The sequence below is a fragment of the Nostoc paludosum FACHB-159 genome, assembly GCF_014698835.1.
GTDB classification, from domain to species: domain Bacteria; phylum Cyanobacteriota; class Cyanobacteriia; order Cyanobacteriales; family Nostocaceae; genus Nostoc; species Nostoc paludosum.
This window is the reverse complement of record NZ_JACJTU010000002.1, coordinates 53,137-67,581: the sequence shown is the minus strand read 5'-3', so window position 1 is coordinate 67,581 and position 14,445 is coordinate 53,137. Positions and strand designations below refer to the sequence as shown.

Sequence of the window (14,445 nt, the reverse complement as noted above, 5' to 3'; positions counted from 1 at the left end):
AAAAGCAATTAAGTATTTTCTTTATTTAATTTGACTGTAATTTATGTTTTTGATGAAGTAACTAAGTATGGCGATCCGTGTAGAGACGATCGCTTGCATCAGGTGACATTCTCATTTATTTGTGCCAGATAACAATATCCTGGGCTCTAATGCGATGTGCTGCAATCCTGGGTTTACCTCCACATACACCAGAAGTAATTTCGATGTGTTCTTTGATGATAGGGATTAACACGATCTCTTTTAGTAAGAGTTACAGCAGTTTGCAACTAAATGAGGTACAGAACCAAGGATTCACAAATCAAATTATTCTTCTCCCTCCTGCCTTCTGCCTCCTGCCTCAAAACCAGTGACTTTGTACTTCATGCAAAAGAAAACTCCTGTATATTGTGAATTATTTCAAATATCGCAACAATCTAACTTAAGATATAGGCGATCGCATTTTTATTATTGACAATAACCTTGATTTGAGGTGTTTGGCTTGGTTGTTAGTTTCTGCTAGATTTTATGATGGACTTAGCCATACCAATGTAGGTAAAATTGTTGGCAAAGAATTCTTCAGACAGTGGGAAGATAAGGAGGAGAATAATAACTCCTAACTCTTGTAGAGGCGCGTAGACGCTTAAAGAGCGGCTTCTCGTAAGAGTATAATCGGGTCTCTACTCAGCACTCTTGCAAAACAGAGCGCGTACAGAGAAAAGCAAAGATTCTATCAGTTACTTTGACTTCTGCAACACAAGCGTATTTGATGGCTAAATCAATTATTTCAACAAAACGGCTCAGCAAACAGTTCATCCGCTGGTTGCTGGAAGAAGATAGACGAAAGCGGCAAGGGCCTTTCCCCAAGCAAGAATCACATCGTCAGCATCCTTGGTGGCAGGTGATGTGCTTGACTGGTGTAGATTATTTCTCAACCCTTGGCTATCAACCTGGAATTGCAGCACTGGCAGCTGGCGCTCTTTCTCCTGTGGCGACGCTAATTTTGGTTTTGCTGACGCTGTTTGGCGCATTGCCCATCTATCGCCGCATTGCTGCCGAAAGCTCTCATGGGGAAGGGTCGATCGCTATGTTAGAGCGTTTGCTCTCTTGGTGGCAAGGCAAATTACTTGTACTGTGCTTACTAGGCTTTGTAGCAACAGATTTTATTATCACAATTACCCTATCGGCCGCTGATGCTACAGCCCATATTATCGAAAATCCCCTAGCTGGAGATTGGCTTCACCATCAAACCATAGGTATTACTCTGATATTAATCGCATTATTAGGCGCAGTTTTCTTGAGAGGTTTCAAAGAAGCCATCGGCATTGCAGTGTTTTTGGTGGGAGTTTATCTGCTGCTTAACTTTATTGTGGTTAGCGTTGGTGCGTATCAGATTCTAACTCACCCAGAAGCGATCGCACAGTGGCAAACTGCCTTATTTGCGCGCAATTCTAATCCTTTACTACTCATCGGTTTAGCTCTTTTGGTATTCCCTAAGTTAGCCCTGGGATTATCAGGCTTTGAAACTGGCGTTACCGTTATGCCCCTCGTCAAAGGTAGCAGCAACGACACTCATCAGTATCCCAAAGCCAGAATTCAGAATACACGCAAGCTGCTGACTACTGCTGCTGTGATTATGAGCTTCTTTTTGCTCACTACCAGTTTTATAACTAGTCTCCTGATTCCCGCCCCAGAATTTGCACAGGGAGGCAAAGCCAACGGACGTGCCTTAGCTTATTTGGCGCATCTTTATTTAGGCAATAGCTTTGGCACAATTTACGATTTAAGCACGATTTCCATTTTGTGGTTTGCTGGTGCATCGGCAATGGCAGGGCTATTAAATATTGTGCCTCGTTACTTGCCACGCTATGGCATGGCACCCAATTGGGCACGAGTCAGCCGACCTTTAGTGTTAGTGTATACAGCGATCGCTTTTGTTGTCACAATTATCTTTCGAGCAAATGTCGAAGCCCAAGGCGGGGCTTACGCAACTGGCGTGCTAGTGTTGATTACCTCAGCCGCTTTTGCCGTCAGTTTATCAGCCCACCGCCACAGAGAGAAACACGCAACCTTCATCTTTGGAATAATTACAGTGTTATTTGTGTATACCACTGTAGTTAATATCATCGAAAGACCAGAAGGGATTCGGATTGCTGGATGTTTTATCGGTGCAATCATTTTCACTTCCTTAATTTCTCGCGTTTGGCGTTCAACTGAATTGCGAGTTGAGCGAATTGAAATTGATGATATTGCTCAGCAATTCATTGCCGAAGAAAGCCAGGGAGCAATACGAATAATTGCTAATCGCTTGAATACAGGCGATGTCGAAGAGTATTCTTTTAAAGAGAAAGAGGTGCGTGAAGACAATCATATTCCAGCTGACGATCCGATTCTCTTTTTAGAAATTATGGTGTCAGATGCTTCAGAATTTGCTGAGGTGATTAAAGTCAAAGGGGTGCAAGTTGGAGATTACCGCATCCTACGTGCCCAGAGTGCAGCAGTACCCAATGCGATCGCCGCTTTATTATTGTATATTCGCGATCGAACAGGTAAGATCCCCCATGCTTACTTCGGTTGGGTCGAGGGAAACCCCATACAATATCTACTGCGTTTTATTCTATTTGGTGAAGGTGATATTGCCGTCCTTACCCGTGAAGTAGTGCGTCGCGCTGAAAAAAATCCCGAAATGCGTCCTGGTATCCACGTTGGCGGATGAGGCAACAGGCAACAGGCAACAGGCAAAAGGCAACTAATACCTTTTCCTATTGCCCATTGCCCATTCTCTATTGCCTATTTAGTAAAAGCATCCTTGATATTGTCAACAGTGCGTTCAACAACATTTTTGGTATCGTCTATCGCTTTCTGTGTGCGAGCTGCGTCTTCGTCTGCTCTTTTCTCGATTCGAGCCGCATCTCTTTGTGCTTTGCGTCCAATAAAGCTACCGTTATCTGTTGCCTCGTCTACTTTATTGGCATTGCTGTTTGCTGCTTCTTTTAGTTTGTCTCGTGTTTCTCGGACGAAACCCTTGGTGTTTCTAGCATCTTCACTAGCTTTGCTTTTTGCATCATCGGCATCAACAGATGCAATTAAGTTTGTTGCAGGATTCGCCATTGCTGAGGTGTTTACAATAAATGCACCATGCCAAATAAAAGCGATCGCTGATACACAAAACAATGTTGTAGCTATCCAACGTCCTACAATGGAAAGCCCTTTTGTAAAATAATTCAGTTTCATAGAACACAATGTCCGTTTGCTTTTGTACTTTAATATTTACTTCATTTGGATCATGAGCCAAATCACTCCCCAGGTAGAGGTTTTCTCATCGAAAGTTATTAAAAAAATTCGCTCTTTTAATAGATTGAAATCGTACTTAGTTAAGCCTAAAGTTGGTAAGAGGAGATTTCAACCTTATGCTATAGTTTGTTGTCATTGAATATGTAATTGAATTTATAAATTTCTGGCGTGTTAATATCTAATAATACAGAAGTATCGTTAAACTCTACTTTGTAAATTACAGGGTAAAATTCTTGGATAATTTGGCGTAAACCAAGAGTTTCGTCACGGATATTTTGTAAGTGCGATCGCATTTGATTATTAAATAACAATGGATGCCCCATTTTGCCTTTATATATTGGTGCAGTAATCAATGCACAATTATCTTGGTGTGCTGTAATTAATTTTTGATAAATCTCTAATTTTCTCGGTTGGTCAACTGCGGAAATTGCCAATACTTCAAAGTCTTGAGGAACATGTTGCAATCCTGTCAACAGAGAGGTTGTTTTCCCTGCATTGCTATGAGGATTAATTACAATTAAACTCCCAGGAAGACAATCTTTTTGTTTGTGGCTATTGTGTAAACCTAGCACTACCACAGGAGTAAAACCTAAACTTAACCACTGTTCTAGTTGATAAGTTAATAATGTTTTACCTACACCCCAAGGTAGTGAAGTTTTACAAGTACCCATGCGGGTAGATTTTCCCGCTGCGAGAACAATACCAAAGTTCACAAATTTAATAGACCTAAGTAGAACGAGTAAAAAAAACCAAACTATGTAAAGAAAAATGAAATAGGCTTAAACCCTATTTCCTCCTGCCTTATCCCAATAATAAATATTCACAACGACCTAATTAGATCTATTTTGCGCAATGTTGAAGTAACTATCAACATTGCGAGGAGAGCCAGCAATGCTCCCCAGTTGACTATCTGACTAAAAATGTTCCAAGCAAACTGAAAGTTGATTGTGCCACCAAATAAAAGATTGACAAGTAATACTCCTAAAGTCATAGTACAACCTGCGGTAAATGCTGCAAACAGACCGTGAATGAAATTGAGATATTTAACTCGTCTGGCAATTCTCACAGCTACTACTGTTTGCATCAATGCTGGAAATCCAATGTAGCCGATGAAATAGAGAATTAATTTAAACCAATCAGCATCTCTCACTGATTCAGGAATTATAACGCGCAGTATCAAACGGATGACCAGCAATAAGCCGCAGTATGTCAAGCCGTTTATTAGACCAGTTATAAATGTAGAACGAAGCTGTGGCTGATTCTGGGTAGGTAAATCGATCTGATGAGATGTCTGTTCTAAAAATACCCAACTTGGTAAAGAGGTTGCATATGTTAAGTGTAGGCGATGGGGTCGCAACCAAGCACTGAGGGGAAATGCCCACAGAGTAATGAGAGCAATGAGTGTGAGAGGTTGTAGGGCAATATAAGCGATCGCAACAGGTAAGACTAGAATTAGGCTGAAGAACATCTCAACACTATTTGCAGTAAGTAGCAGCACACGGGCATTCTGAATGAGAAAAATCACTCCAAACCACAGCGATAACCATATTCCTGCAACTATTAAACCTCCTATATATAAAGAACGAGAGAAACCAGAAGATATTGCAACACTTAACCAGGCAGCAGCAGAAGCAGCAACCCACTTGAAGAAGCAGTAAAGGCTGACCAATAACAGGAAACTCCAAAGTAGATTGAAAGCAAGAGAGGTTAATTGAATTGCTGGGTTGAGTTGCTCCATCCCCAAAGCTTGCCAACTTGAAGTTATGTTCTCGAAAGACAAAAATTGACCGAGAATTAATCCTAACCCAAGTCCAATGCCCAGCTTACCTGCTTTTACAGAATGAGTTTTGTGTATTAGTGATGCGAACGTTTCACGCCACACCCCTATTCCTACAATCCCGACTACCAGAGGTGCAAAAACTAACCCTGCAACTAATGATTCTAACCATGCATCGGTGTGTGTTAAAGCAGTTCTTAAAATGCTGATTATCAAACTGGCAATACCGTCATAAGCAACGGTGACAGCAATACCCGTACCAAATGCTATCCAAAAATCAATCTGAAACAAACCATCCGTTTTTTGTAGTTTAGAGCAGCGTTCAGATGGTTCGGGATGGAATTGAAAAGCGAATTGCCAGTGATTATGTCTGACAAATGGCAAATGTTCCAGTAAGGAAATTAAAGCAGTCTGCCAACCAGGGTGTTTAGGCTTCAAGAAAGTTATTAGCACGCGATTGAGAGCAGTTGAGCCTGGATGTGTAGATGCACGAACATCTGCGTAAAACTCGCGGGAGCGGACAACAGCAGCTACAGTCAGATAAACGAGCAAAACCAAGACAATGACCCGCCAACTGGCATTGAAAAGTTCAGCACCAGAATTGCTGAGTAAGCTAAACGCAAAAGGAATCAAAGCAGCGATGACAAAAGCACAACCAGCAGCAACAGAGAAATAAGTCTTATCTACATCCTTGTTCCGCAAGTGAGAGAGTTCGTGAAGCAAGACAGCATTAAAGGCCTCTCGGTCTTGAGAAAACCATTTAATCAGTCCTGCGGGCAAAACTACATAGTACTGACCTAATGAGCCAAATGCCCTACCGCCAAGCGCTCGACTTATAGGCTTCTGTAAAAATATTGGGGGAGGAGCAATACCCATTTCCGTACAGAGCTTCTTTAGATGGACTTCTATGGCAGATTGCTTGTCAAAAGCCGCCATCCCTTCTAGCCGAATCATAAAAAAGGGAAAAAGGCTGTAGATGATAGTAGCGAGAGATAACACTATCCCTACACCCCCAACTGCTAACCAAGCTGCTTTGAGGAATTCCCTCTCCACTGGTTGTTTGCATTGTTCAAAAGCGTTGCTAGCGACCTGTAATTTTTCTAAATTCTGGATTGATGGAGTAGGAAAACTCAAACTCAAGCATTCTTTAGCTTGGTTAAAAAGTAACTCTAACTCCCCTTGTTTCTCTAAATACCTCAAGTAGAGAACCGAATAGATGAATAAGCTGGCACCGATAACCGAGACAATCAGCAAGACAAATCTGATAGTTGTTTCTGAAGGAAACACAAATGGATTCAGGCGAGGTTGATACACCTCTGCTTTAGTATCAGTTGCCATAAGGAGCTACCAGAAGGCTAGGTGTCAATTTAAAACTACCAACAACGGAGTCTGCTAATAGAGTTGCTTTGTCAGAGGCGAGTCCCAACTGTATAGCTTTGATATAAGCACGTTGACGAACCTCTTCTAATTGCTCTGTACTTAGAGGTTTTAATTGCTCTTTGGTTTGAGGTTCTAACAGTTGTAGTGGTGGGGATGGATTAATTCTGAAAAGTCGCTTGATAAAATTTGCGAACTTATCGAACAGAGTAGGATTTTTCGTAATGTAAACCCCAATAAGATCCTTGAGTATCTCTTTAACGATTTCTAGAACTATGGGTGTTACCAGTATAGTAACCTCTGCAACTCCCCAACCCATTAGTTCATCTTTTCCTCCCTCACCCTTGAGCGTTTTCTCAGGATTTTTGAAGTATGCTTGACTAATAGCATTGAAAGACGGTTGTTCTTCTGGAGCTATCTTTATAACTACGTTACGTGATAGCTCGGTAATCAGATTATTTTGAGCTTGCTCGTTCATGATTTTCTCCCAATACTATCAAAATGTTAATTTTTAAACATGATAAATTATGTAGAAAGTGACAATGAAAAAAGCTAGAAAGCGCAAAATTCACACAACTAATTCACTAAAGCTAGCTGTGAATATTTTTTAGAACTTCAGTAGCTCGAAAAACCTTGAGAATTGAGGAAATAATAAGGGATTCAACCGATATTTCTGTGGCTGGCGATCGCGACTAATTTATATGTCGATCGCACAAACTTTTCGCCAATTAGTTATCCACTACAAATAAATGGATAATATCCAGAACCACGGCCTGATCCATCATATTCAGGATTTGATACTAAGACGAAACCGTTATTGGTGATATTCATTGCACCTCTAAATCGTTGTCCATCAGTTAAACTCACTATATCTACATATCCACCCATCTCTCCAGTAAAAGTATAATCAGCATAATCGTTTTTAATTTCACCACTCACTGTAACGTGACGGCCAGGCCCATCCATTGAAGGTAAACTCTCAACACTAACTAATGCTTGTGAGGGGACACCATTAATATCGCCTTCGCAACGATATTGACTCACTTGAGCTTCAGCTTTTGCAGTTACCAGTAATGTTGCTAATAACCCACCACTGGTAATAAGTGAGATAATTTTTTTTAAGGATGCTCCTAAATGATGTTTTTTCATATCACAGTACCTACCTTGATTTCAGAGATAGATATTTTCGCAATATAATCTTTGCTTGCTGATATCTTGCACCTAGAAATTTTAATGTCAAAACCTTGACTACGTGCAAGAAAAATTCAACGTTCGATGTTGAGTAAAATAAGAGACACAGGTATTTGAAAAAAGAAATATTCAAGGGCTGTTTGTGCAGCCTCACCCCAGTCGTTTAAATTAGATAGCTGAGTTTAAAGTTTTGTTCAGTGAGCTATGAGGTAAGTAATTAGAGAGAGTATGAGCTAACAATACATTCCAAGTAGAGTAGCCTGACCAAACCAATGGCATCAAATCTTTCAAGGTATAAACTAGTTCTTGGGCATGGACAAGCATTGTCTTACTAGTTTCCAAATAGATTTCACGCGGTCTGTCTCATGCTTTGAGACTTACAAGTAAATCCAACATTTACGATCGCACTATTAGTTTAACCTTTGCTAGAAATTAGTCATCGATATTTTAATAAAAATTAGTCGGAGAAAAGTCAACACTTTTGGGTAATTAAAAATTAAAAATTAAAAATTAAAAACTAAAAATTATAATCTCCATCAATAAATTTATTAGCTATGTATGATTTTTTGCTTCGGTCAAAAATCATACAAACTGCTTGACCCTCTTATAACAATACTCAACTTATAATTTCTCATACCATTTCTAAAAATCTTTGCAATACATAAATCTACTCTAGGGGCGTACAGCTGTACGCCCCTACATATATATCTGTATCAGGTATTTCGTGAAATGGTATCAGAGAAAGAATTTCCGGTTCCACCACGCCGAACTTTAATTAATTCAGCACAGATACTAACTGCAATTTCTTCTGGTGTCAAAGCACCAATATCTAAACCAATTGGTGCATATATTTGATTTAAAAATTCAGTTGGACAACCTTCAGCTTGCAGTATTTTATATACGGTGTTGACTCGCTTATTACTGCCAATCATACCAATATATGGCAGTTCATAATTAGATAATAGCCTTAAAGCCGCTAAATCTTGCAGATAACCTCTAGTAACTAAAGCAACGTGTAAATTACTATTTTTATTTAATATTTCTTGAATTGAGGTGATGGGTTCTGCTAGCACTAGCGATGCATCGGGAAATCTTTCTTTTGTGGCGTAATCAGGGCGATCGTCTTGTACAATAACTTGAAAACCTGCTATTTTGGCTATCTGCACTAGGGAAATTGCAATATGTCCTCCACCTATAATTAAAAGTCTTGGCGGTGGTAGTAAAGGTTCAATTAATGCTGTGCTGTATAAGGATGCAATTACTTCTGTTTGTTGGCTCAAGTAAGGCTTTTCATCTCTGTTAAACGGGGTGATAATTGTTGCTGACTGTCCAGATGTTAAGGCATCTATAATTTGATTGACTAAATTTAAGCTTTCAGAGCCTGACCATAGCTCTAATAATACCTGCATTGTACCACCACAAACACCTTGAGTTTCTCGTTGAGGTACGCCAGACAAATCGATTTCTACAAATTGCTTTTTACCTGTTTTCAGTAATTGCAAAGCTTGGTGATAAACTTTTGCTTCCCCAGCACCGCCGCCAATTGTTCCTACTGTTTTACCATCGGCACTAATAAACATTTTCGCGCCGACTTCTCTGGGTGTGGAACCTTTGATGCTGGTGACGGTGGCTAAAACTGCGGCACTATTTTTTAAAGTTTTTGCTAGTTGTTGGTAGAACTCAAGCACGCGATCGCCAATCTTTGATTAACTATTTAAATAAGGTTGAATCACTGTTATCATTTACCGCAAGTCAAGATAATTCAGCTAACTCTAAATGACTAATGACTAGATCTAAAAGGTTGTCCTAATGATGCAGGTGTCTCAAGTTTAATGCGTGTATTATCTCGTGAGATAAACACTAATACTAAGATAGTAGCTAAGTAAGGTAAAGAAGACAAAATATAAGGAGAAATATTAACTCCCAATCCTTGAAATATCAATTGTATGGCACCAACGCCGCCAAATAAGTATGCACCAAGAAGGATTCTTTCAGGTTTCCATGTAGCAAACACAACTAATGCGATCGCAATCCATCCTCGTCCACCAGTCATATTTTCCGCCCATAGCGGCGTATATGCAAGGGAGAGATAACCACCCGCCAACCCAGCCATCGCCCCACCAAACATTACCGCTAAATAACGAACTCTGCTAACAGGTAAACCCAAGGCATCAGCAGCATCAGGTGACTCGCCAATACTTCGCAACACTAAACCCGCCCGCGTACTTCGCAAAAACCACCACACCAGGATCGCTAAGACAAGTGAGGCATACACCAAAATATCTTGATGAAATAAAACTTTACCCAAAAACGGAATTGATTTTAAAATTGGGATGTCAACAGGTTGCAGCCCGGTAATTGTTTTGCCCACATAACCTGCACCAATAAAAGCGCTGAGTCCGGAACCAAAAATACTCAAGGCTAAACCCGTTGCCACTTGGTTAGCAGCTATAGTAACTGTTAGTAAAGCATGAATCAGAGCGATCGCTATTCCCGATATTAGTGCTATGGATAATCCAAAGTAAATATTACCTGTAACTGAAGCCGCAATAAAACCAGCCACAGCCCCAACGAGCATCATTCCCTCAACACCAAGGTTTAACACCCCCGATTTTTCAGCTATTAATTCACCTAATGCTGCAAAAATTAGAGGTGTAGCTGCTCGTATGCTATCACTAATGATGAAGGTGATTGTTTGGATATTCATGATTTGTGACTACAGGTGATACTGGTGTTACCAAATTTTTTTCTTGGGCTTGTATTTCCAGTAGTTCGGGTATTGTCACAAATTTATAACCTTGTGCCTTTAAACCATCGATAATTTGCGGTAAAGCTTTGACAGTCCGAGAACGATTTCCGCCACCATCATGCATTAATACAATTGCTCCTGGTTTGGCATTTTTTAACACATCTTTGACCATCTTTGGCACTTGAGGCGAACTACGTTCAGCATCTCCCGATAATTCTGACCACATTATGACAGTATAGTTATGGCTTTTAGCATAGTCAGCTAATCCATTATTTAAGAAGCCCCCAGGGGGACGAAAGAGAGTAGTTTTCACTCCCGTAGTCTGATAAATGATGTCTGCTGTAGTATTTATTTCATTAGCCGCAGTAACTATATCCATGTGACGATAGGAATGATGCCATGTATGGTTACCAATTACCTCGCCATCAGCTGCAACTTGCTTGGCAACCTGGGGAAAATATTTCACCATTTGCCCAACCATAAAGAATGTAGCTTTGATCTGATTTTTCTGCAAAATTTCTAATATCTGCCCTGTATTTTTAGGGCTGGGGCCATCATCAAAAGTTAAGGCGATGACTTTCTCAGTTGGTTTGAGTTGCCCTTGATAAACGACTGTTCCCTGAAATTTATTTGGTACTTGATTTATTTGGTTTGTTGTTGAGGAGAGAGCTTGTGCAGATCCAATAATTGCCCGATCTTGACTTACTTTTTCTTTCTCACTTTTTAATGGTTGAATTCCTAATAAAGAATTAAGTTTTGTTGTACCTAAAACTAGAGTTATACCTAAAGTAGTAGCACAAGTCACTAATGTAATGACTACCAATTTGAAAGTTACAGGTAATTTTTCATTGGACACATTAAATCTCCCGATTTTGATTATTTTTCATTGTCATTTGCCATTAGTAACTAGCTAACAAATGTTTATTTATTACAGCTTACAACTAACACTAGGTGCGCTTTTATACTTCTGTTTCTAAAGTAACACCTTCATACAGCAATTCTATAGGAAACTCAAATTCAATGCTTGAGAAAGCGATCGTATCTCCAGCAGTGTAACGATAGTAAAGCCACATTCTTCCTTCTCCCCGACAGTAACGCTCAACGGAGATTTTTTCAGAGTCAATCAAGATATATTCCTGTAAACTGGGGATTGTCAAGTAGTGAGTGAATTTTTCCCCTCTATCTTTAGCACTTGTACTAGGAGAAAGAACTTCGACAAGCAACTTGGGGTTTTGAATAAATTTGCGGGCGTTGATGTCTTGAGGGTCACAACTGACGATAACATCAGGATAGTAGTACTGATTCTGAAAATTGGCTTGCACTTTTACATCTGACACATTCACTCGGCAACCCCTAGAACGTAGATGAGGACGTAGAACAGTGTAGAGATTTAAAGCAATGTCATTGTGGGGAATTGTACCACCTGTCATGGCAAACACTTTGCCATAGACATATTCGTAGCGAACGTCTTGCTGAGGTTCCCATTCCAGATATTCCTCAACGGTCATTTTTTGGGGTTGTTGGGGGATGGCTATCATACCAAGATTTTTTAAGCTTGGATTGATTGTAGCTAAATAGTGCTGATTAATCAGTTTTTAACTAATTCACAAGTCAGAATTGAGAATTCATAATTTAGACTAGTAAATTGGTCTTCATTTAATTATTACTCGATTGTAAATTAATATATCTGCTGCTAAAACAAAAAAGAACAAAATACCTTGAAACATTCCAGCTAAAGCTAAAGGAAGTCCCAATTTAATTTGTACTAATTCGCTGCCTACATACAAAAGTGCTATGAATAAACTGGATAAAATAATACCCAATGGATTTAATCTACCGATAAAAGCAGCAATAATAGCAGTATAACCGTAACCAGGGGAAATACTAAGACGTAGTTGGCCAATGGGGCCCAACACTTCGCAAACACCAGCTAAACCTGCTAATCCACCGCTAATGAGGAGGGTTAGCCAAATAATGCGATCGCTCTCTATTCCAGCATATACCGCAGCCTTAGTGCTAGAACCAATTACCCGCACACTAAAACCAAAAAACGTTTGTCGCAATACTCCCCAAATTAACACCGCTGCCACAACTGCCAAAATTACACCCAAATGCAATCTCGTACCAGCAATTAAAGGTTGTAAGCTAGCAAATTCACTAAAGGGTGCAGATTCCGGAAAGTTAAATCCTTGGGGGTCTTTTAATACCCCATTTACTAAATAGTTTAAAACAGAAATCGCTATATAATTTAACATTAAAGTTGTGAGAATTTCGTTCGTATTAAATCGTACTTTCAGCCAAGCAGAAATACTTGCCCAAATCGCACCACCCAACACACCAGCTATTAAGCTAAGTAGCAATAAACTATAATTATTAATGCTAGGAAATTCTAACGCTACAGCACCACCACAAATCGCACCGATAGTAAACTGTCCTTCTCCACCAATATTCCACACCTTACCTTGAAAACAGACGGATAAACCAACAGCAATTAATAAAATCGGTGCTGCTTTGACAGTTAATTCTGACAATCCATAAAAGCTAGTTAAAGGCGAAATTAATAAAGTTTGCAAAGCTGCGATCGGCGGCTTCCCCAATGAATAAAATAATACAAATCCTAAAATCACCGTTGCCAGTAGTGCAACCAAAGGCGATAAGACTTGCCATATTTTTGACGGGACACTACGGGGTTCAAGTTGAATTAGCATAAATATAAATTAGGAATTGTAGCAAAACAGAATTCAGGAGTCAGAAGTCAGAATTCAGAATGAATTCGAGTCTGGCTGGTAGATGAATAAATTGGTTTAAAACCCCTACTCAATATTTAATTTACTAGTTAAATCCTCCACATTCTTGATTCTGAGTTATGAATTCTGCTGTAAAATGTGCTGCATGAAGCGAAAATTGCAACAATATTTTTGGCATTGCGCCTTAGTAGTTCTTCTAGCATTAGCTGTATGTGGATGGAGTGTTGAGCCAGCACAAGCACTGCTGCGGCAACATCATGACTCCCCTAATGTCTTACGCTACCACTCGCAAGTATCTATCAAAGATGAATTTGGATATGCTTGGCAAGTGCTACTCTTCAAACAAAATTACAACAATCCAGTCAAAGATTTACGGTTGCGCTTGGTTGCCTTTCCTGGTGTTGTTGAACTTGCTCACCCTCAACCACTATTAATTGAAACAGCAGGAGGAAAATTGTTGAGTGCATCAGACGCATACGCCCTAACAGCACCCGCACCCAATGTAGGCGAATATAACTTAACGGATGTCCTTGCTAAATTGCCAACAACCGATGCGCTCAAACTTTATGTGCCCATCTCCAGTAGACAGCCATTGATTCTCAATATACCCAAGACTGTAGTTACTGAGTGGCAATGGCTAGTGACAGAGATTGATTGATGAAATCAAATTCTATCCTTTACTTCTTTGCTTGTATAACTTGCAAACTTCCACCTGCATACAAAGTTGGCTTATCCACCTCAAAGCCAGTTTCTGTTAATAAACCAGGCAAATCAGTTTTTAATAATTCCCAAGCTGTTTCTGTCTCAAACAACAACAAAAATAGCGATACCCCAGGCCAAAATATTGGATTTGTGGGAGTGTGAAAATCTACCAGAGTAAATACCCCTCCTGGTTTCAAGACTCGATAAACCTCATTAATAATCTTTCGCAATTGCTGGGGTTGCATTTCGTGTAGTGCAACGCTGGTATGCACCACATCAAACAAATTATCTGCAAATGGCATGTCCTCTGCGAAAGCTTGGACATAGGAAGCTGACGGTACATTTTGCCGTGCCCGTTGCAAAGAAAACGGTGAAGCATCCAGCCCTGTTACATTTTGTGACAGTTTTACCAAAAATTGTGTTGCTTGGCCACTGCCGCAACATAAATCTAAAACCTGAGTAGCTGAGTCAATTGTTAAGCCTTGCAAAGCAAGTTGTCGAAAACGACCTTCACCACCTACACTTAAGGCTGCTAAACGAGAAATACCATCATATAGCCACTGATAGCGGTAACTCCAATCTCTTAAAATTGTTGCCATTGCATATTTCCTTGCTATTAAGCTTTATATTTA

14 protein-coding genes and 1 pseudogene are annotated in these 14,445 nt (G+C 39.8%); 2 read left to right on the top strand and 13 right to left on the bottom strand.

Annotation, left to right across the window (positions count from 1 at the left end; translation table 11 throughout):
* Nucleotides 1-111: 111 nt before the first annotated feature.
* Nucleotides 112-156, bottom strand: coding sequence for an LEPR-XLL domain-containing protein (locus tag H6H03_RS41945; protein ID WP_390841746.1), 45 nt, complete (start codon nt 154-156; stop codon nt 112-114).
* Nucleotides 137-232 (bottom strand): annotated as a pseudogene (locus tag H6H03_RS40065) (DUF433 domain-containing protein); the annotation flags it as partial. The gene H6H03_RS41945 and the pseudogene H6H03_RS40065, both read right to left, overlap by 20 nt.
* A 513-nt stretch (nt 233-745) precedes the next feature.
* On the opposite strand from H6H03_RS40065, the gene H6H03_RS02770 reads away from it, so the two are divergent.
* Nucleotides 746-2,692: an APC family permease gene (locus H6H03_RS02770; protein WP_190953620.1), complete on the top strand. Its 1,947-nt coding sequence runs from the start codon at nt 746-748 to the stop codon at nt 2,690-2,692.
* 74 nt (nt 2,693-2,766) lie between these two features.
* On the opposite strand, the gene H6H03_RS02765 is transcribed toward H6H03_RS02770, so the two are convergent.
* The 10 genes from H6H03_RS02765 to H6H03_RS02720 all read right to left on the bottom strand — a co-directional run bounded on the left by H6H03_RS02765 (nt 2,767) and on the right by H6H03_RS02720 (nt 13,072).
* Nucleotides 2,767-3,210, bottom strand: coding sequence for a hypothetical protein (locus H6H03_RS02765; RefSeq protein WP_190953619.1), 444 nt, complete (start codon nt 3,208-3,210; stop codon nt 2,767-2,769).
* Between the two features lie 179 nt (nt 3,211-3,389).
* Entirely contained in the window at nt 3,390-3,983 is a 594-nt protein-coding gene (locus H6H03_RS02760; protein ID WP_190953618.1) for a nucleotidyltransferase family protein, read from the bottom strand.
* Between the two features lie 107 nt (nt 3,984-4,090).
* Nucleotides 4,091-6,385 (bottom strand): M48 family metalloprotease, encoded by a 2,295-nt coding sequence (locus tag H6H03_RS02755; RefSeq protein ID WP_190953617.1) that lies wholly within the window; start codon nt 6,383-6,385, stop codon nt 4,091-4,093.
* Nucleotides 6,375-6,902, bottom strand: coding sequence for a hypothetical protein (locus H6H03_RS02750; protein WP_190953616.1), 528 nt, complete (start codon nt 6,900-6,902; stop codon nt 6,375-6,377). Before H6H03_RS02750 ends, H6H03_RS02755 begins: the two co-directional genes overlap by 11 nt.
* 254 nt (nt 6,903-7,156) lie before the next feature.
* The gene (locus H6H03_RS02745; protein ID WP_190953615.1) at nt 7,157-7,573 is read right to left on the bottom strand and encodes a hypothetical protein; all 417 of its coding nucleotides are present in this window, start codon (nt 7,571-7,573) and stop codon (nt 7,157-7,159) included.
* Nucleotides 7,574-8,328: 755 nt separating this feature from the next.
* Nucleotides 8,329-9,303 (bottom strand): XdhC family protein, encoded by a 975-nt coding sequence (locus H6H03_RS02740; RefSeq protein WP_190953614.1) that lies wholly within the window; start codon nt 9,301-9,303, stop codon nt 8,329-8,331.
* A 92-nt stretch (nt 9,304-9,395) separates the two neighbouring features.
* Nucleotides 9,396-10,322, bottom strand: coding sequence for an ABC transporter permease (locus H6H03_RS02735; RefSeq protein WP_190953613.1), 927 nt, complete (start codon nt 10,320-10,322; stop codon nt 9,396-9,398).
* On the bottom strand, nt 10,291-11,220 hold the full coding sequence (locus tag H6H03_RS02730; protein ID WP_313931776.1) for a polysaccharide deacetylase family protein: 930 nt from the start codon (nt 11,218-11,220) through the stop codon (nt 10,291-10,293). Before H6H03_RS02730 ends, H6H03_RS02735 begins: the two co-directional genes overlap by 32 nt.
* Nucleotides 11,221-11,323: 103 nt before the next feature.
* Nucleotides 11,324-11,902: a Uma2 family endonuclease gene (locus tag H6H03_RS02725; protein ID WP_190953612.1), complete on the bottom strand. Its 579-nt coding sequence runs from the start codon at nt 11,900-11,902 to the stop codon at nt 11,324-11,326.
* Between the two features lie 114 nt (nt 11,903-12,016).
* Nucleotides 12,017-13,072: an ABC transporter permease gene (locus tag H6H03_RS02720; protein WP_190953611.1), complete on the bottom strand. Its 1,056-nt coding sequence runs from the start codon at nt 13,070-13,072 to the stop codon at nt 12,017-12,019.
* A 184-nt stretch (nt 13,073-13,256) separates the two neighbouring features.
* Between H6H03_RS02720 and H6H03_RS02715 the strand changes: the two genes are divergently transcribed.
* Nucleotides 13,257-13,769 carry a DUF3122 domain-containing protein gene (locus H6H03_RS02715; protein WP_242058171.1) on the top strand — a complete coding sequence of 171 codons (513 nt, stop codon included), beginning with the start codon at nt 13,257-13,259 and terminating at the stop codon, nt 13,767-13,769.
* A gap of 19 nt (nt 13,770-13,788) precedes the next feature.
* Here the strand turns inward: H6H03_RS02715 and H6H03_RS02710 are convergent, their stop codons facing one another.
* Entirely contained in the window at nt 13,789-14,412 is a 624-nt protein-coding gene (locus H6H03_RS02710) for a class I SAM-dependent methyltransferase (RefSeq protein WP_190953609.1), read from the bottom strand.
* Between the last annotated feature and the right edge of the window lie 33 nt (nt 14,413-14,445).

Excerpts from the sequence above, each read along its gene's own strand:
- H6H03_RS02745 (WP_190953615.1), bottom strand. The coding sequence starts at position 7,573 with ATGAAAAAACATCATTTAGGAGCATCCTTAAAAAAAATTATCTCACTT.
- H6H03_RS02735 (WP_190953613.1), bottom strand. The coding sequence starts at position 10,322 with ATGAATATCCAAACAATCACCTTCATCATTAGTGATAGCATACGAGCA.
- H6H03_RS02715 (WP_242058171.1), top strand. The coding sequence starts at position 13,257 with ATGAAGCGAAAATTGCAACAATATTTTTGGCATTGCGCCTTAGTAGTT.
- H6H03_RS02750 (WP_190953616.1), bottom strand. The coding sequence starts at position 6,902 with ATGAACGAGCAAGCTCAAAATAATCTGATTACCGAGCTATCACGTAAC.
- H6H03_RS02755 (WP_190953617.1), bottom strand. The coding sequence starts at position 6,385 with ATGGCAACTGATACTAAAGCAGAGGTGTATCAACCTCGCCTGAATCCA.
- H6H03_RS02765 (WP_190953619.1), bottom strand. The coding sequence starts at position 3,210 with ATGAAACTGAATTATTTTACAAAAGGGCTTTCCATTGTAGGACGTTGG.
- H6H03_RS02770 (WP_190953620.1), top strand. The coding sequence starts at position 746 with ATGGCTAAATCAATTATTTCAACAAAACGGCTCAGCAAACAGTTCATC.
- H6H03_RS02720 (WP_190953611.1), bottom strand. The coding sequence starts at position 13,072 with ATGCTAATTCAACTTGAACCCCGTAGTGTCCCGTCAAAAATATGGCAA.
- H6H03_RS02725 (WP_190953612.1), bottom strand. The coding sequence starts at position 11,902 with ATGATAGCCATCCCCCAACAACCCCAAAAAATGACCGTTGAGGAATAT.
- H6H03_RS02710 (WP_190953609.1), bottom strand. The coding sequence starts at position 14,412 with ATGGCAACAATTTTAAGAGATTGGAGTTACCGCTATCAGTGGCTATAT.